Raw genomic sequence first — 15,478 nt, 5'->3', positions numbered from 1 at the left:
TCCTAGTCCTCCCCCAGGATCTGCGGCACCTTGAAACGCTGCTGCTCCTGGGCCGGGGCGCCGGAGAGCGCCTGCTCGGGGGTGAGCGACGGACGGACCTCGTCCGCCCGCATGACGTTCGTCAGCGGGAGCGGGTGCGAGGTCGGCGGTACGTCTTGGTCGGCGACCTCGCTGACGCGGGCGACCGCGCCGATGATGTCGTCGAGCTGGCCTGCGAAGTGGTCGAGCTCTTCGGGCTTCAGCTCCAGACGCGCCAGCCGGGCGAGGTGGGCGACCTCCTCGCGCGTGATGCCAGGCATGCAGCGATCCTCTGGGGTGAGTGAACGGGTTTGGCCCAATCCTATGGGTCCGGGGCCGGTGACCGTGAAACGGTTTGGCGCGCCCGCGGCCGACGGAGGAGCCCGGGCGTGCCGCTACTCGTCGGCCGTCGCCGCCGGCAGGGCGGCGCGCGGGCGCTGCCATCCCCGCGGTCCGCGGGCCCGCAGCCATGCCGTGGTCTCCTCGGGCGGCATCGCCGCAGCGACCAGCCATCCCTGCACGGCGTCGCAGCCGAGGTCGCGCAGGCGCTCCCAGGTCTCGTCGTCCTCGACGCCCTCGGCGACGACGAGCAGTCCGAGGGAGTGCGCCAGGTCGACCGTGCAGCGCACGATCTCGGCGTCCTCGGTGTCGATCGCGAGCCGGGCCACGAACGAGCGGTCGATCTTCAGTTCGCTGACGGGCAGCCGGCGCAGGTGCACCAGCGAGGAGTAGCCCGTGCCGAAGTCGTCCAGGGACATCCTCACGCCGTGCCCGGTCAGCGCGTTGAGGGTGTCGGCGGCGCGCTGCGGGTCCTCCAGCAGCACGTGCTCGGTGATCTCCAGCTGGAGCGCTCCCGCCGGGACGCCGTGCCGGGCCAGCCGGGCGGCGACGGAGCCGGCGAAGCCGGGGGTGTGCACGTCGCGCGGGGAGACGTTCACCGCGACCGGCACGAACAGGCCCTGCTCGCGCCAGCGGGCGACCTGGCCGAGCGCCGTCTCCAGGACGTACTCCGTGAGGTGGGGCATCAGGCCGGAGGACTCGGCGATGGCGATGAACTCGTCCGGCGGCACCTTGCCCCGCTCCGGGTGCACCCAGCGCACCAGGGCCTCCAGCCCCGCGACCTGCCCGTCGAAGCGGACCTTGGGCTGGTAGTGCAGCTGCACCTCGTGCGCGTCGAGGGCGCGGCGCAGGTCGCCCAGCAGGCCGAGCCGGTCGGGGGTGTTGGAGTCCCGCTTGGACTCGTAGACCTCGACGCCCGTGCGGTCCCGCTTCGCCTGGTACATCGCCACGTCCGCGCGGCGCAGCAGTCCTTCGGCGTCCAGGGCGTGGTCGGGGAAGACGGCGACCCCGGCGCTGGCCTCCAGCACGAGGGTGAGGCCGTCGAGGTCGAGCGGGGAGCTGAGCGCGGCGACGAGGGTGCGGGCGACGCGGGTCGCGGAGGTGGTGGAGTCGGCGACCGGCAGTAAGACGGCGAACTCGTCGCCGCCGAGCCGGGCGGCCTCGGCGCCGCGCGGCAGGGCCACCCGCAGCCGGTCGGCGATCTGCAGCAGCAGCCGGTCACCGGCGAGGTGGCCCAGGGTGTCGTTGACCGACCGGAACCGGTCGAGGTCGATCAGCATCAGGGCGGCGCGGGCGTCGATCCGCTCCGCGTCGTCCAGCGCGGTCCAGATCCGCTCCAGCAGCCACTGGCGGTTCGGCAGCCCGGTCAGCGGGTCGCGCAGCTGCTCCTCCGCCCGGGCCCGGGCTATCCACAGGGTGGAGTCCAGGGCCACGAGGGGGATGGCGAACAGCGGCAGCAGGATCGGTTTGGCTACGGCCACCACGCACACCAGCGGCGCGATCCCCAGCAGTGCGACGGCGACCAGGCCCTGCCGGACCAGGGCGGTGCGGGCGACGGTGGGCAGGCCGGGGCGCGGGGCGTGCAAGTACCAGAGCAGGACGCGGGTGACGGCCAGGTAGGCGACGGCGACCAGGGCGACCTGCGGCCCGGTGGCCAGGGTCCAGGAGGCGGGGTCCGCCGGGGACTCGACCGAGGGAACGGTGCCGAAGGCGGCCAGCACCAGGGCTCCGGCGCCGATGCCGAGCAGGTCGACGGCGCCGTGCAGCACGCCCTGGCGCCAGCGGTTGCGCCGGGCGACCCCGACCAGGACGACGACGGTGAGGCTGACCATGCCGGCCGGGACCCAGCCGTACAGCAGCAGCACGGCGAGGGTGAGGGCGGCGCCCGAGCCGGTGCCGCCCCACCAGCGGGAGCGGCCGAGCATGACGAGGTGGCCGACCACGATGCCGGTCAGCACGGCCAGCGACCAGCCGGCCGTGCCCGACGGGAAGAGGGCGTGGCCGCCGGTGAAGGCGCGCTGGAAGCCGGCGCCCAGGACGAGCGCGGCCGCCGCGACGACGGTGGCGGGCAGGGCGGGCCAGGAAGGGTGCCGGTCGGTGTCCCCCGCGCCGAGGGCGCCGCGCGGCCGGTCGCCCGGTCCGGTCCCGCCGCGGCCGTCCGGCGCTGCGGCGCCCTCGCCGGTGGTGTGCCCGTCCGCGGTGTACCGTCCGGCGGCGCGCACCCCCGCGCCCGGACGTCCCGCCGGCCGGCCCGCCCCACGGACTGCGCGCCAGGCGACCGCCATGCGGCGCAGGCGCAGCCGTGAGCCCGGCACGGCGCTCTCGGTCGGTTCCATTCCCGTCCCTCTCACAGCCGGCGGTGCCCACGCCACGCGGGCCGGTGCCCGACAACCTCAACGGCCCGCGCTGGAAAACCTTTCCCCGTGCCCCTGCCCGAGCACGAAGATGCCCCGACCGCAGCTGGGCACGGCAGGCGCACATCTCAACAGTAGGCCGCGGAAGGCTTCCTCGGGCGGCGGTCGCCGACGGTTGCCCGAATGCGCCCTGGCCACCCGTATGCATCTGGTATGCGCCGAACGGGTGGCCTTCAACCGCTACTCCTCGGACGAAAGAGCGACTTCGGCCGCGGCTTCGGGTCCCTGTTCCAGCAGGACGCCGAAGCCTTCCTCGTTCAGAACCGGAACCTTCAGCTGCATCGCCTTGTCGTACTTGGACCCGGGACTGTCACCCACGACCACGAAGGACGTCTTCTTCGAGACAGAGCCGGTGACCTTCGCCCCGCGGCTCTGCAGGGCCTCCTTGGCGCCGTCCCGCGTGAAGTTCTCCAGGGTGCCGGTGACGACCACCGTGAGTCCTTCGAGGGGGCGCGGGCCCTCGTCCTCGCCGGTGCTCTCCTCCTCCATGCGGACGCCGGCGGCCTTCCACTTGCGGATGATCTCGCGGTGCCAGTCCTCGGCGAACCACTGCTTCAGGGAGGCCGCGATGGTGGGGCCGACGCCCTCGGTGACGGCCAGTTCCTCCTCGCTGGCCCGGTCGATCCGCTCGATCGAGCGGAACTCGCGGGCCAGCGCCTCGGCCGCGACCGGCCCGACGTGACGGATCGACAGGCTGGTGAGGATGCGCGCCAGGGGGCGCTCCTTGGCCGCGGCGATGTTCTCCAGCATGGCGAGCGCGTTCTTGCGGGGTTCGCCCTGCTGGTTGGCGAAGATCGTGGCGACCTTCTCCTCGCCGGTCTTCGGGTCGCGCTTGGGCAGGCCGCTGTCCGGGTCGAGGACGTAGGCCTTGATGGGCAGCAACTGCTCGACGGTGAGGTCGAACAGGTCGCCCTCGTCCGCCAGCGGCGGGGTCTCCGGCTCCAGCGGGGCGGTCAGCGCGGCGGCGGCGACGTAGCCGAAGTGCTCGATGTCGAACGCCTTGCGGCCGGCGAGGTAGAACAGGCGCTCGCGCAACTGGGCAGGGCAGCTGCGGGCGTTGGGGCAGCGCAGGTCGACGTCGCCCTCCTTCATGGGCCGCAGCGGTGTGCCGCACTCGGGGCACTCGCTCGGCATGACGAACTCGCGCTCGCTGCCGTCGCGCAGGTCGGCGACCGGCCCGAGGATCTCCGGGATGACGTCACCGGCCTTGCGCAGCACCACGGTGTCGCCGATGAGGACGCCCTTGGCCTTGACCACGTCCTGGTTGTGCAGCGTGGCGAACTCGACCTCCGAGCCGGCGACCGTGACCGGCTCGACCTGGGCGTACGGGGTGACGCGGCCCGTGCGGCCCACACCCACGCGGATGTTGACGAGCTTGGTGTTGACCTCCTCCGGCGCGTACTTGTACGCGATGGCCCAGCGCGGGGCGCGCGAGGTGGTGCCGAGGCGGCCCTGGAGGGGGATCTCGTCGAGCTTGACGACCACGCCGTCGATCTCGTGCTCCACGGAGTGGCGGTTCTCGCCGTAGTAGGCGATGAACTCCCGTACGCCTTCCAGGCCGTCGACCACCCTGTTGTGCCGGGAGGTGGGAAGGCCCCAGGTCTTGAGCAGGTCGTAGGCCTGGGACAGGCGGGTGAGGCCGCTGAAGCCCTCCAGGGCGCCGATGCCGTGGACGACCATGTGCAGCGGGCGGGTGGCGGTGACGCGCGGGTCCTTCTGGCGCAGCGAACCGGCCGCCGCGTTGCGGGGGTTGGCGAAGGGCTTGTCGCCGGCCTCGACGAGGCGGGCGTTCAGCTCCTGGAACTTCTCCATCGGGAAGTAGACCTCGCCGCGGATCTCCACGAGGTCGGGGACGTCGTCGCCGGCGAGGCGGTCGGGGATCTCGGCGATGGTGCGGACGTTGGGCGTGATGTCCTCGCCGGTGCGGCCGTCGCCGCGGGTCGCGGCGCGGGTGAGGCGGCCGTGCTCGTAGGTGAGGTTGACGGCGAGGCCGTCGACCTTCAGCTCGCACAGGAAGTGGTAGGTCTGCTCGCCCAGTTCGCGGGCGATGCGCTCGGACCAGGCGGCCAGCTCGTCGTCGTTGAACGTGTTGTCCAGGGAGAGCATCCGCTCGCGGTGCGCGACGGCCGTGAACTCCGTCTCGTAGGACCCGGAGACCTTCTGGGTCGGGGAGTCCGGGGTGCGCAGCTCGGGGTGCTCCTCCTCCAGTGACTCCAGGGTCCGCAGCAGCTGGTCGAACTCCGCGTCGCTGACGACGGGAGCGTCCTTCACGTAGTAGCGGAAGCGGTGCTCCTCGATCTGCTCCGCGAGGCGCGCGTGCTTCTCCCGTGCCTCGGCGGGCACCGTCGTCGTCTCCGCTTGCTTGTCGCCGGCCACCGTGTCGTCCTCCCGTTACTCTGGGTTGTCCGCGAGAGATCTCGCCGCCCTGGCGCAGTGGGCGAGAGCCGCGCGCGCGTACTGCGGGGAGGCCCCCGCCAGTCCGCACGCCGGGGTGACCGTGACCGCCTCCGCGAGAAGCCCCGGAGACAGCCCCAGCCTGCGCCACAGCGTCCTGACACCCATGACGCTACCGGCAGGGTCTGACAATGGGCCCTCCGCGGACGGGACGACACCGGCGAAGAGCCGGGTGCCGCCCTCCACCGCCTCGCCGATCGCGTCGTCGTCACGCTCGGTGAGCAACGAGAAGTCGAAGGAGACCGCCGCCGCCCCGGCCCGGCGGAGCAGGGCGAAGGGGACGTCCGGGGCGCAGGAGTGGACGACGACGGGCCCGTCCGGGTGCACCGCGACCAGGTCGCGCAGCGTCTGCTCGGCGACCTGCCGGTCCACGGACCGGTGCGTGCGGTAGCCGCTGGCGGTCTTCACCTGCCCGCGCAGGACGGCGGTGAGGGACGGCTCGTCGAGCTGGAGCACGAGCTGCGCGCCCGGGATCCGCCGCCGCACCTCGGCCAGGTGCTCCCGCAGCCCCTCGGCGAGGGAGGCGGCCAGGTCCCGGCAGGCGCCGGCGTCGGACAGGGCGGCCTCGCCGCCGCGCAGCTCCAGGTTGGCCGCGAGGGTCCAGGGCCCGACGGCCTGGACCTTCAGCGGTCCCCGGTACTCCTGGGTGAACTCCTCCAGCGCGTCGAGGTCCTCGCCGAGCCAGGAGCGGGCCCGCCTGGTGTCGCGGCCGGGCCGGTCCCCGAGCCGCCAGCCGCTGGGCTCCACGCGCGCGTACAGCTCGACCAGCAGGCCGGCGGTGCGTCCGATCATGTCCGCGCCGGGGCCCCGGGCGGGCAGTTCGGGCAGGAAGGGGAAGTCCTCGAAGGTCCCGGTGACCGCCCTGGCGGCCTCCCGGGCGTCGCCGCCGGGCATGGACCCCACGCCGGTGGCGGCACCGAACCTGAACTGGCTGTTTTCGCTCACCGCAACAGCCTAGTGAACGGCGGGCCGCGCTCAGGCGCCCGGCCGCACCGTCAGGTCGTTGACCTCGGCGTCCCGCGGCAGGTCCAGGGCCATCACGAGGGTGGTGGCCACCGACTCCGGGTCGATCCAGCGCGCGGCGTCGTACTCCTTGCCCTCCTGCTGGTGGACCTTGGCCTGCATGGGGCTGGCCGTGCGGCCCGGGTAGACCGAGGTGACCCGCACACCGTTGCCGTGCTCCTCGTGGCGCAGCGAGTCGGCGAGGGCCTTCAGGCCGTGCTTGGAGGCGGCGTAGGCGGACCAGCCGGCGTGCGCGTTGAGTCCGGCGCCGGAGTTGACGAACACCACGTGGCCGCGGGCGGCGCGCAGCTGCGGCAGGAAGTGGCGGGTCAGCTCCGCGGGGGCGACGAGGTTGACGTTGAGCTGGTGGCGCCAGGTCTTGGGGGTGAGCTCGCCGACCGGGCCGAGGTCGACCACCCCGGCGATGTGCAGCAGGGAGTCCACCCGGTCCGGCAGCGACTGGTGGGAGAAGGCCCAGGACAGCCTGTCGGGGTCGGCGAGGTCGCCGACCAGGGTCGTCGCCCCGGGGAACGCGGCGGCCAGTTCCTTGGCGCGGCCCGCGTCGCGCGCGTGCAGCACGAGGGCGTCCCCGCGCGCGTGCAGGCGGCGGGCCACGGCCGCGCCGATGCCCGAGCCGGCTCCGGTGATCACATGAGTAGCCATGGGCGCCATGCTCGCATCAGCCGGGCACCGCACCGGTGACCGGGCCGCGCCCGGCGCCTGCGGGGCCGCCCCGGCACCTGGCCGGCCGGGGTCAGACGATGCCCTGGCTCTCCTCCAGGTAGGCGAGCGCGCCGGCCGGCTCCTCGGCGAAGAAGACCAGCTCGCCGAGCGGGCGGGGCAGGAAGCCCTCCGCCTCCATGCGCCGGAACTGCTCCTTCAGGCCGTCGTAGAAGCCGGCCGTGTTGAGCAGGACCACCGGCTTGTCGGTGTGCCCGTGCTTCTTCAGTTCCAGGATCTCGGTCGCCTCGTCGAGCGTGCCGGTGCCGCCGACCATGACGACCACGGCGTCGGCCTTCTCCAGCAGCAGCTTCTTGCGCTCGGCGAGGTCCTCGGCGATCACCATCTCGTCGACGCCGGGGCGGGCGGTGGCCGCGAGGAAGCGCACGGACACGCCGGTCAGCCGGCCGCCCGCCTCCTGCACGCCGTCGGCGACCACCTTCATCAGGCCGACGTCCGAGCCGCCCCACACGAGCGTGTGCCCGCCCTTGCCCAGCAGTTCGGCGAACTCGCGGGCGGGCCGGGTGTAGCGCTCGTCGAGGTCGGCGGCGGAGAGGAAGACGCAGATGTTCATGCGCCCACGGTACGGGCCCGGCCGGCGGCGACGGTGAGGCGCATCTTGGACTGCCGGTGCGGCAGCCGCTCCCAGTCGTCCATGAACCGGGCGTCCAGGCCGTGCCGGGCGGCGAGTGCGGTCAGGGTGCGGGTGCGGTAGTAGAAGTCCTCGCGCAGCACCTGGTGCTCCTCTCCCTCCGTCCGGTCGAAGGTGAAGTCGAAGAACCCGCCGGGGGCGAGGATGCGGCCGACGTGGGCGAAGCACTCCTCGATGACGTCCGGCGGGGAGTGGGAGAAGACGCTGTGCGCGTGCACCACGTCGAAGTGCCCCTCGGGCAGGAACGCGAAGGTGAGGTCGCCGGCGAGGGTCAGGTGCGGCAGTTTGTCCTGGAGCTTGTCGGCCACCAGGGTGTCCTGGGCGGCGAGCAGGATGTCCGGCGAGATGTCGATGCCGTAGTAGTTGCCGGTGTCGAGGTGGCCGATGAACAGCCGCCCGGCGCGCAGGTTGCCGCAGCCGATGTCGAGCATCCGGTGGTGGGGCCGCAGGCCGTGGCCGACGAGGTAGTCGAACTGCAGGCGCCCGATGCGCTCCCACTGCTCGTGCGAGGGGTTGTGGCCCACCGCGGCCTCGACGCTGCGGGCCGCGTCGGAGGCCATGACGGCCCGGTAGTAGGCGATGTGGTCGCGGTGGCGCAGCCGCAGCAGGGCGTCCCGAGCCGCGCGCCGGGCGTGCGCGGGGACGCGCTCGGGGTGGCGCAGGGCGTAGCGGACCTGGTGCAGCAGGCTGGAGCGGTTGCCGGACGGGTCCGTGGCGCGCATGGGGCCTCCTGCGGCAGGGGGAAGAACTCCGCTTCAGCGTGCGCTGTAGGCGAGGAGTCGGCTACCCGAGGAGGGGCGATCGTGACGACAGGACACCGGATCACCGTGGAGCGGAGCGACCGGCACGTGCGCGTGGTGCACGGCGGGGAGGTCCTCGCGGACAGCGACCGGGCGCTGGTCCTGCGCGAGACGGGCTGTCCGGAGCGGTACTACATCCCGCCCGAGGACGTGCGCCTGGACCTGCTGACGCCGTCGGGCACGCGGACGTACTGCCCGTTCAAGGGCACCGCCGCCTACTGGTCGCGGCCCGGCGCGGACGACCTCGTCTGGGCGTATCCCGACCCGAAGCCGGGTGTCGCCGGGATCAGGGATCACCTGTGCTTCTACGAGGTGGAAGTGGAGTGATCGGCTGACGCGCGGCTGGCCTCACCGATGAAGCCGGTGCGGTGCGGCAGTCTGCATGGGCATGGACAAGAAGACCCTTTCGCGCGACGGCACCCGCATCGCCTACGAGAGCACCGGGCAGGGCCCCGTGGTCGTGCTGGTGAGCGGCGCGATGTCGACGGGCGGCACCCTGGCGCCGCTGGCCGTGTCGCTCTCCGAGCGTTTCCGGGCCGTCGTCTACGACCGCCGGGGCCGCGGCGCCAGCGGCGATACCGCGCCCTACGCCGTGGAGCGTGAGGTCGAGGACCTGGCGGCGGTGATCGAGGCGGTGGGCGGCGAGGCGTTCCTGTACGGCATCTCCTCGGGCGGGGCACTGGCGCTGGAGGCGGCGGCGGCCGGACTGCCGGTGCGGCGCGTCGCGGTGTACGAGACGCCGTTCGCGATGTCCGAGGAGGGCGCGAAGGAGCGCGCGGAGTACACCCGGAGGCTGACGGAGGCGCTCGGCGAGGGCCGGCGCGGGGACGCGGTGGAGCTGTTCCTGCGGCTGACCGGCCTGGCCGAGAACGTGATCCAGGGCGCCCGCCAGTCCCCGATGTGGGCCGGCATGGAGGCGATCGCCCCGAGCCTGGCCTACGACGACGCCGTGATGCGCGACGGCCGGGTCCCGCGCGACCGGCTGGGCGCGATCGGGGTGCCGGTCCTGGCGGTGGCGGGCGAGGCGAGCCCCGGGTGGCTGCGCGAGGCGGCCCGGGCGATCGCCGACTGCGTGCCGCAGGGCGCGTACCGGGCGCTGCAGGGCCAGACGCACATGGTGGAGCCGAACGTGCTGGCGCCGGCGCTGACGGAGTTCTTCGGCCGGGGCTGACCGGGCCCGCGCGCGTGGGCCCGGCCGATCGTCCTCGGCGGGTCAGGCCACCCCGGCCGTGGCCCGCGTGGTCGACGCGATGGTCGCCGAGCCCACCACGCGCGTGCCGTCGTACAGCACGATCGCCTGGCCGGGGGCCACGCCGCGCACCGGCTCGGCGAAGGTGACCTGCAGGGTGCCGTCGACCGGTACGGCGGTGACCTCGGTCTCGCCGCCGTGGGCGCGCAGCTGGGCCGTGTAGGTGCCGGGGCCGGTGGGGGCGGCGCCGCACCAGCGCGGCTTGATCGCCCGCAGCCCGGTGACGTCGAGGGCGTCGGCCGGGCCGACCGTCACGGTGTTGTCCACCGGGGAGATGTCCAGGACGTAGCGGGGCTTGCCGTCGGCGGCGGGCGTGCCGATGCGCAGCCCCTTGCGCTGGCCGATCGTGAAACCGTACGCGCCCTCGTGGGTGCCCAGCTTGTTGCCGGCCTCGTCGACGATGTCTCCCTCGGCCTTGCCCAGCCGCCGCGCCAGGAAGCCCTGGGTGTCGCCGTCGGCGATGAAGCAGATGTCGTGGGAGTCGGGCTTCTTGGCCACCGCCAGGCCGCGGCGCTCGGCCTCCGCGCGGATCTCGTCCTTGGTGGTGACGGTGTCGCCGAGCGGGAACAGGGCGTGGGCGAGCTGCCGGTCGTCGAGCACGCCGAGGACGTAGGACTGGTCCTTGGCCAGGTCGGAGGCGCGGTGCAGCTCCCGCGTGCCGTCCTCGCGGACGATCACCTTGGCGTAGTGGCCGGTGCAGACCGCGTCGAAGCCGAGGGCGAGCGCCTTGTCGAGGAGCGCGGCGAACTTGATCTTCTCGTTGCAGCGCAGGCACGGGTTGGGGGTGCGGCCGGCCTCGTACTCGGCGACGAAGTCCTCGACGACGTCCTCGCGGAAGCGGTCGGCGAGGTCCCACACGTAGAAGGGGATGCCGATGACGTCGGCGGCGCGGCGGGCGTCGCGGGAGTCCTCGATGGTGCAGCAGCCCCGCGCGCCGGTCCGGAAGGACTGGGGGTTGGCGGAGAGCGCGAGGTGCACGCCGGTCACGTCGTGGCCCGCTTCGGCCGCGCGGGCGGCGGCGACGGCGGAGTCGACGCCGCCGGACATGGCGGCCAGGACGCGGAGGGGGCGGGAGCGCTGCGGGGTCTCAGTCATAACCCCTCCAGGGTACGGGGGCGCGGGAACCGGGGCCGCCGGGTATCCGTTGACGATCACATGGGAGAGCGGAAGGCTTCGAAGGACGGCGACCGGAAGGTCGGCCGCCGCGCGCTGCTGATCGGCGGCACGGTGGCCGCGGCGGGTTCGGCCGTGCTGGCGCGTGACGAGCTGGCGCGGTTGTGGTGGCGCACCCCCGGTGTCGAGAAGCCCCGTGAGGAGGGCGAGGTCGACCACGCGGGCGCGCGCTGGGTGGCGGCGTCGGAGGCGAACTGGCGCCGGGCGGACCGGCCCGACGACTACGGCATCGACATGGTGATCGTCCATGTGACGCAGGGCAGTTTCGCCAGCGCGGTGAAGGCCTTCCAGGACCCGGGCCACCGGGCGGCCACGCACTACATCGTCCGCCAGGACGGCCACGTCACGCAGATGATCCGCGAGCTGGACGTGGCCTACCACGCGGGCAACCGCTCCTACAACGAGCGCAGTGTCGGCATCGAGCACGAGGGCTTCGTGGACCGCCCGCAGGATCTGACCGACGAGATGTACGAGGCCTCGGCCCGCCTCACCGCCCGGATATGCGCCCGCTACGACATCCCCGTCGACCGCGAGCACATCATCGGCCACGTGGAGGTCCCGGGCACGGACCACACCGACCCGGGCCGGCACTGGGACTGGGACCGGTACATGCGGCTGGTGCGCCGGGCGCGCACCGCGCCCGCCTGACCGGCCCGGCGTCAGAACGGGGCGGCCGGCAGGGCGACGGCGGGCGCCGGCCCCTGGCCGAGCGCGCCGCGCCACGACCGCGGGAACGACACGGCGAAGACGACGGCGGAGACGACCAGGAAGGCGCAGAGGAAGAGGACGAGCGTGCGCCCGGCGGTCTCGTCGCCGGTGTGCCAGACCACGACCCCGGCGGCGAGTCCGAGGCCGAGCAGCATGTTGTACACGGCGACCCCGGAGCGCCACAGCGTCACCTCGGGCGCGTCCGCCGTGGACGTGGTGAGGACGAGCCGGACCTGCGGGCGATGGTGGAGGAAGCGCTCCAGGACGCCCACGACGAGGTGGATCAGGGCGGCGAGCAGGGCGAGGAGCTGGATGACGGCGCTCACGTCCGGAGTGTCCGCCCGGCCGCGTGATGCGGCAAGGGCACGCGCCGGGGGCCGCGCGCGCCCTTCGTGCGCGCGGCGCGTTCCGCCGGGGGCCGGGACTAGGTGAGGCCCGCCGCCCGGGCCCGTTCCACCGCCGGGCCGATGGCCTTGGCCAGGGACTCGACGTCGGCCTCGGTGGAGGTGTGGCCGAGGGAGAAGCGCAGCGTGCCGCGGGCGAGGTCCGGGTCGGTGCCGGTGGCCAGGAGGACGTGACTGGGCTGGGCGACACCGGCGGTGCAGGCGGAGCCGGTCGAGCACTCGATGCCCTGGGCGTCGAGGAGCAGCAGCAGGGAGTCGCCCTCGCAGCCGGGGAAGGTGAAGTGGGCGTTGGCGGGCAGGCGTCCGGCCGGGTCCGGGTCGCCGCCGAGGACGGCGTCCGGGACGGCGCGCAGGACCGCGGTGACGAGTGCGTCGCGCAGGGCGCCGATCTCGCGGGCGAACCACGCGCGCTGTTCGGCGGCGAGCCGTCCGGCGACTGCGAAGGAGGCGATGGCGGGCACGTCGAGGGTGCCGGAGCGCACGTGCCGCTCCTGGCCGCCGCCGTGCAGGACGGGCACGGGGGTGTGCTCCCGGCCGAGGACGAGCGCGCCGATGCCGTACGGGCCGCCGATCTTGTGGCCCGACACCGTCATCGCGGCGAGGCCGGACGCGGCGAAGTCCACGGGGATCTGGCCGAAGGCCTGGACGGCGTCCGAGTGCAGCGGGACGCCGAACTCGGCTGCGACGTCGGCGAGTTCGCGGACCGGCAGGATCGTCCCGATCTCGTTGTTGGCCCACATGACCGTGGCGAGAGCCACGTCGCCGGGGTTGCGGGCGATGGCCTCGCGCAGGGCGTCGGGGTGGACGCGGCCGTGGGCGTCGACGGGCAGGTACTCGACGGTGGCGCCCTCGTGTTCGCCGAGCCAGTGCACGGCGTCGAGGACCGCGTGGTGCTCGACGGGGCTGGCGAGGACGCGGGTGCGGGCCGGGTCGGCGTCCCGGCGCGACCAGTACAGGCCCTTGACGGCCAGGTTGTCCGCCTCCGTGCCGCCCGAGGTGAAGACGATCTCGCTGGGGCGGGCGCCGAGGGCCTCGGCGAGCGACTCGCGGGCCTCCTCGACGGTGCGGCGGGCCTGTCTGCCCGATGCGTGGAGGGACGACGCGTTGCCGGTGGCACCCAGCTGGGCGGTGAACGCCTCAACCGCCTCCGGGAGCATCGGGGTGGTCGCGGCGTGGTCGAGGTAAGCCATGGTGAGCCCGATTCTACGGCTCCCCTCGGACGGGTCCCGGCGCGCGTCCGGCCGGACCCGGGCCGCTTCGCGCGCGGCGGTGCGCGGCGGTGCGCGGCGACGGCCCGTCGTCCACGGGCCCGGCAGCCTCGCGGCGCGGGCGGCTCGCGCGCGGGGCTACAGGCTCCAGGAGATGGAACTGTCGGCCTGCATGAAGGCCGCCAGGACCACGAGGTCGGCGATGCCGAGACCGAGTCCGAGGAGGGCGCGGCCGCGGCGCTCGGTGCCGCGCCACAGGGCGACGCTCGCCAGCACGATGGCGATGGGGCCGAGCAGGAGGTTCAGCACGAGCAGGCCGAGCAGGCCGAGGACGAAGGACGCGACGGCCATGCCGTCGGTGTCGCGGAGACCGGTGCGGCGCGAGGCCGGGGCGGTGAGCTGCATGGTGATCGACTCCCGGAGGGGGTGCGGTCGTGCGGCGGTCGGTGGTGGTCAGTGGGCCTGCGTGTGGCGGCGGCGGCCGCGCTCGCGCAGCGCGAAGACGGCGAGCCAGACGGCGATGACGACGCCCGCGCCGACGGAGAAGGTGAGCGGCGCGTGGGCCACGGTGCCCAGCAGGACACCCAGCAGCAGGAGCGCGGCGACGATGAACAGCACGGGAAACAGCTCCCTGAGTTCGGTGAACGATTGTGGTTACAGTTGTTCACTGACTTCCCAGTCTAGCGTCTCTCATGACTTTCCAATTCCAGAGAACAGTTGTTAACTGCATGGTATGAGTCACACCCTCGGGATCCGGCAGGCCCAGAAGCAGAAGACCCGTCAGGCGCTCCTCGACGCGGCCCTGGGGCTGCTGGAGGAGCAGAGCCTGAGCAGCCTCGGACTGCGTGAGGTCACCCGCGCGGTCGGGGTCGCCCCGACCGCCTTCTACCGCCACTTCCGCTCCACGGCGGATCTGGGCGTGGCCCTGGTCGAGGAGGCGCTGGGCAGCCTGCACCCGATGATCCGGACGACGGTGTCCGCGACGGGTGACCACGAGGAACGCGTCACGCGCGCCATCGAACTGATCGCCCGTCACGTCGACGGGTACCCCGCGCACGTCCGGTTCATCGCCCGGGAACGGCACGGCGGGGTCCAGCCGGTGCGCGAGGCCATACGGGAGCAACTGTCGCGGTTCGCCCGGGAGGTGAGGGACGAGCTGGCCAAGGACCCGGTGTCGCAGGGCTGGAGCGGGGACGACCTGCTGATGCTGGCCCACCTCTACGTGGACCAGATGCTGAGCACGGCGTCGCTGTTCCTGGAGACGCTGGAGGGTCCGCAGGAGGAGCGCGAGGACCGCAAGCGGCAGGTCGAGCGGGTGGCCGCGCGGCAGATGCGGCTGATCGGACTGGGCCGCCGTCATTGGCTCGATTGATACGCCCGCGAACGCACAGGGGCGGCGCGCCCGTTCACGAGCGCGCCGCCTCTGCCGTAGGGGAAGGCCCTGGCGGGCCGGCGGGGGTCAGCCCAGCCGCACCCGGGCCAGCTGCCGGGACTGCGCCACCAGCCGGTCCGCGCTGTCCCAGACCTCGGCGTCCTCCTCCAGGAAGCCGCCGGCGAGGTTGCGCGTGGTGATCGACACCCGCAGCGGGCCCGGGGCGGGGCGGCACCGCACGTGCACGGTCAGCTCGACGGTCGGCACCCAGCCCTTCAGCCCCATCTCGAACGCGGTCGGCGGCAGGGCGTCCACCGCGAGCAGCAGGGAGAGCGGGTCGGGGTCGCGCCCGTCCTTCAGGCCGAACCAGGCCCGCATCTCGCCCTTGCCGGACGGCTGCCCGAGGGCCCAGCCGAGGGTGGAGGGGTCGAGCTTGAGCATCAGGCGCTCGGTGATGGCCGAGCTGCCGTCGACGGGAGCGGGCCCGTCCTCGGGGCCGAAGCAGTGCTCCGGCGGCGGCATGGCGGGCGGCCGCGCCGTGGTGCGGACGTCGTCGGGCAGGGCGTCCAGGTCGCCGTAGGAGGCCAGGACGCGGATGCGCTCGACCTCGCGGCCCTCGTCGTCGTACTGCAGGAGCGAGGCCTGGCCGGTCGACAGGGTGCGGCCGGCGCGCACGACGTCCGTGCGGACCACGGCGGGACCGGGCTGGGACGCGGTCAGGTAGTGCGCCGAGACGGTGAAGGGGTCGGCGTGCGGCAGGGCGTCCGCGAGGGCGCGGCCGAGGACGGCCAGCAGGTAGCCGCCGTTGACGGCGCTGATGATCGTCCAGCCGGCGGACAGGTCGATGTCGTACACACCCGGCGCGCGGCGGGTCAGCGCGGTGTCGCGGTCGAACTCGCTGTCGCCGATCGTGGCCCGGACGGCCGGGGCGGAGGCTGCTTCTGGCATGGCTGAACAGTACAAGA

General features: G+C 73.6%; 17 protein-coding genes. 4 read left to right on the top strand and 13 right to left on the bottom strand.

From position 1 onward, the window contains the following. Positions 1-2: 2 nt before the first annotated feature. The 7 genes from gatC to ACFYWG_RS19905 all read right to left on the bottom strand — a co-directional run bounded on the left by gatC (position 3) and on the right by ACFYWG_RS19905 (position 8,321). Positions 3-299 (bottom strand): Asp-tRNA(Asn)/Glu-tRNA(Gln) amidotransferase subunit GatC, encoded by a 297-nt coding sequence (gene gatC, locus ACFYWG_RS19935; RefSeq protein ID WP_018531282.1) that lies wholly within the window; start codon positions 297-299, stop codon positions 3-5. Between the two features lie 114 nt (positions 300-413). Continuing rightward, the gene (locus ACFYWG_RS19930) at positions 414-2,693 is read right to left on the bottom strand and encodes a putative bifunctional diguanylate cyclase/phosphodiesterase (protein ID WP_389202523.1); all 2,280 of its coding nucleotides are present in this window, start codon (positions 2,691-2,693) and stop codon (positions 414-416) included. A 258-nt stretch (positions 2,694-2,951) separates the two neighbouring features. Next, positions 2,952-5,147, bottom strand: a complete 2,196-nt coding sequence (ligA, locus tag ACFYWG_RS19925; RefSeq protein ID WP_389202521.1) for an NAD-dependent DNA ligase LigA — start codon at positions 5,145-5,147, stop codon at positions 2,952-2,954. 15 nt (positions 5,148-5,162) lie between these two features. After that, positions 5,163-6,170 (bottom strand): methionine synthase, encoded by a 1,008-nt coding sequence (locus ACFYWG_RS19920; protein WP_383503544.1) that lies wholly within the window; start codon positions 6,168-6,170, stop codon positions 5,163-5,165. Positions 6,171-6,200: 30 nt separating this feature from the next. Further along, entirely contained in the window at positions 6,201-6,899 is a 699-nt protein-coding gene (locus ACFYWG_RS19915; RefSeq protein WP_383503543.1) for an SDR family oxidoreductase, read from the bottom strand. Between the two features lie 82 nt (positions 6,900-6,981). Continuing rightward, positions 6,982-7,521, bottom strand: a complete 540-nt coding sequence (locus ACFYWG_RS19910; protein WP_376329681.1) for a TIGR00730 family Rossman fold protein — start codon at positions 7,519-7,521, stop codon at positions 6,982-6,984. Continuing rightward, positions 7,518-8,321, bottom strand: a complete 804-nt coding sequence (locus ACFYWG_RS19905) for a class I SAM-dependent DNA methyltransferase (RefSeq protein WP_376329679.1) — start codon at positions 8,319-8,321, stop codon at positions 7,518-7,520. Before ACFYWG_RS19905 ends, ACFYWG_RS19910 begins: the two co-directional genes overlap by 4 nt. Before the next feature lie 81 nt (positions 8,322-8,402). On the opposite strand from ACFYWG_RS19905, the gene ACFYWG_RS19900 reads away from it, so the two are divergent. Together ACFYWG_RS19900 and ACFYWG_RS19895 are read left to right on the top strand one after the other, a co-directional pair. Further along, positions 8,403-8,726, top strand: a complete 324-nt coding sequence (locus ACFYWG_RS19900) for a DUF427 domain-containing protein (protein ID WP_383503542.1) — start codon at positions 8,403-8,405, stop codon at positions 8,724-8,726. Positions 8,727-8,787: 61 nt separating this feature from the next. Next, positions 8,788-9,570 carry an alpha/beta fold hydrolase gene (locus tag ACFYWG_RS19895; RefSeq protein ID WP_389202517.1) on the top strand — a complete coding sequence of 261 codons (783 nt, stop codon included), beginning with the start codon at positions 8,788-8,790 and terminating at the stop codon, positions 9,568-9,570. A gap of 42 nt (positions 9,571-9,612) precedes the next feature. Here ACFYWG_RS19895 and mnmA read toward each other — a convergent pair whose 3' ends face one another. Beyond that, a complete protein-coding gene (gene mnmA, locus ACFYWG_RS19890; RefSeq protein ID WP_376329671.1) occupies positions 9,613-10,743 on the bottom strand; it encodes a tRNA 2-thiouridine(34) synthase MnmA in 1,131 nt (376 codons plus the stop codon). A 60-nt stretch (positions 10,744-10,803) separates the two neighbouring features. On the opposite strand from mnmA, the gene ACFYWG_RS19885 reads away from it, so the two are divergent. Further along, positions 10,804-11,469 carry an N-acetylmuramoyl-L-alanine amidase gene (locus tag ACFYWG_RS19885; RefSeq protein ID WP_376329668.1) on the top strand — a complete coding sequence of 222 codons (666 nt, stop codon included), beginning with the start codon at positions 10,804-10,806 and terminating at the stop codon, positions 11,467-11,469. An 11-nt stretch (positions 11,470-11,480) separates the two neighbouring features. Here ACFYWG_RS19885 and ACFYWG_RS19880 read toward each other — a convergent pair whose 3' ends face one another. The 4 genes from ACFYWG_RS19880 to ACFYWG_RS19865 all read right to left on the bottom strand — a co-directional run bounded on the left by ACFYWG_RS19880 (position 11,481) and on the right by ACFYWG_RS19865 (position 13,759). Next, positions 11,481-11,855 (bottom strand): DUF1304 family protein, encoded by a 375-nt coding sequence (locus tag ACFYWG_RS19880; RefSeq protein WP_389202515.1) that lies wholly within the window; start codon positions 11,853-11,855, stop codon positions 11,481-11,483. 98 nt (positions 11,856-11,953) lie between these two features. Further along, positions 11,954-13,123: a cysteine desulfurase family protein gene (locus ACFYWG_RS19875; RefSeq protein WP_389202513.1), complete on the bottom strand. Its 1,170-nt coding sequence runs from the start codon at positions 13,121-13,123 to the stop codon at positions 11,954-11,956. Between the two features lie 156 nt (positions 13,124-13,279). After that, complete coding sequence (locus tag ACFYWG_RS19870; RefSeq protein ID WP_376329663.1) at positions 13,280-13,546, bottom strand: DUF4190 domain-containing protein; 267 nt, start codon at positions 13,544-13,546, stop codon at positions 13,280-13,282. Between the two features lie 48 nt (positions 13,547-13,594). Then, positions 13,595-13,759 carry a hypothetical protein gene (locus ACFYWG_RS19865; RefSeq protein ID WP_369193606.1) on the bottom strand — a complete coding sequence of 55 codons (165 nt, stop codon included), beginning with the start codon at positions 13,757-13,759 and terminating at the stop codon, positions 13,595-13,597. A gap of 115 nt (positions 13,760-13,874) precedes the next feature. Between ACFYWG_RS19865 and ACFYWG_RS19860 the strand changes: the two genes are divergently transcribed. Continuing rightward, positions 13,875-14,513: a TetR family transcriptional regulator gene (locus ACFYWG_RS19860; RefSeq protein ID WP_376329660.1), complete on the top strand. Its 639-nt coding sequence runs from the start codon at positions 13,875-13,877 to the stop codon at positions 14,511-14,513. Positions 14,514-14,600: 87 nt separating this feature from the next. Here the strand turns inward: ACFYWG_RS19860 and ACFYWG_RS19855 are convergent, their stop codons facing one another. Then, on the bottom strand, positions 14,601-15,461 hold the full coding sequence (locus tag ACFYWG_RS19855; RefSeq protein ID WP_376329657.1) for a thioesterase family protein: 861 nt from the start codon (positions 15,459-15,461) through the stop codon (positions 14,601-14,603). Positions 15,462-15,478 lie beyond the last annotated feature (17 nt).

The sequence above is a fragment of the Streptomyces sp. NPDC003456 genome, assembly GCF_042878735.1.
In the GTDB taxonomy this organism is placed as follows: Bacteria; Actinomycetota; Actinomycetes; order Streptomycetales; family Streptomycetaceae; genus Streptomyces.
This window is presented reverse-complemented; position numbering and strand designations above follow the sequence as displayed.

What these genes read in the sequence shown, in the direction of transcription:
- gatC (WP_018531282.1), bottom strand. Translation starts at nt 299, where the DNA reads ATGCCTGGCATCACGCGCGAGGAGGTCGCCCACCTCGCCCGGCTGGCG.
- ACFYWG_RS19930 (WP_389202523.1), bottom strand. Translation starts at nt 2,693, where the DNA reads ATGGAACCGACCGAGAGCGCCGTGCCGGGCTCACGGCTGCGCCTGCGC.
- ACFYWG_RS19915 (WP_383503543.1), bottom strand. Translation starts at nt 6,899, where the DNA reads ATGGCGCCCATGGCTACTCATGTGATCACCGGAGCCGGCTCGGGCATC.
- ACFYWG_RS19910 (WP_376329681.1), bottom strand. Translation starts at nt 7,521, where the DNA reads ATGAACATCTGCGTCTTCCTCTCCGCCGCCGACCTCGACGAGCGCTAC.
- ACFYWG_RS19905 (WP_376329679.1), bottom strand. Translation starts at nt 8,321, where the DNA reads ATGCGCGCCACGGACCCGTCCGGCAACCGCTCCAGCCTGCTGCACCAG.
- ACFYWG_RS19895 (WP_389202517.1), top strand. Translation starts at nt 8,788, where the DNA reads ATGGACAAGAAGACCCTTTCGCGCGACGGCACCCGCATCGCCTACGAG.
- mnmA (WP_376329671.1), bottom strand. Translation starts at nt 10,743, where the DNA reads ATGACTGAGACCCCGCAGCGCTCCCGCCCCCTCCGCGTCCTGGCCGCC.
- ACFYWG_RS19885 (WP_376329668.1), top strand. Translation starts at nt 10,804, where the DNA reads ATGGGAGAGCGGAAGGCTTCGAAGGACGGCGACCGGAAGGTCGGCCGC.
- ACFYWG_RS19875 (WP_389202513.1), bottom strand. Translation starts at nt 13,123, where the DNA reads ATGGCTTACCTCGACCACGCCGCGACCACCCCGATGCTCCCGGAGGCG.
- ACFYWG_RS19870 (WP_376329663.1), bottom strand. Translation starts at nt 13,546, where the DNA reads ATGCAGCTCACCGCCCCGGCCTCGCGCCGCACCGGTCTCCGCGACACC.
- ACFYWG_RS19860 (WP_376329660.1), top strand. Translation starts at nt 13,875, where the DNA reads ATGAGTCACACCCTCGGGATCCGGCAGGCCCAGAAGCAGAAGACCCGT.
- ACFYWG_RS19855 (WP_376329657.1), bottom strand. Translation starts at nt 15,461, where the DNA reads ATGCCAGAAGCAGCCTCCGCCCCGGCCGTCCGGGCCACGATCGGCGAC.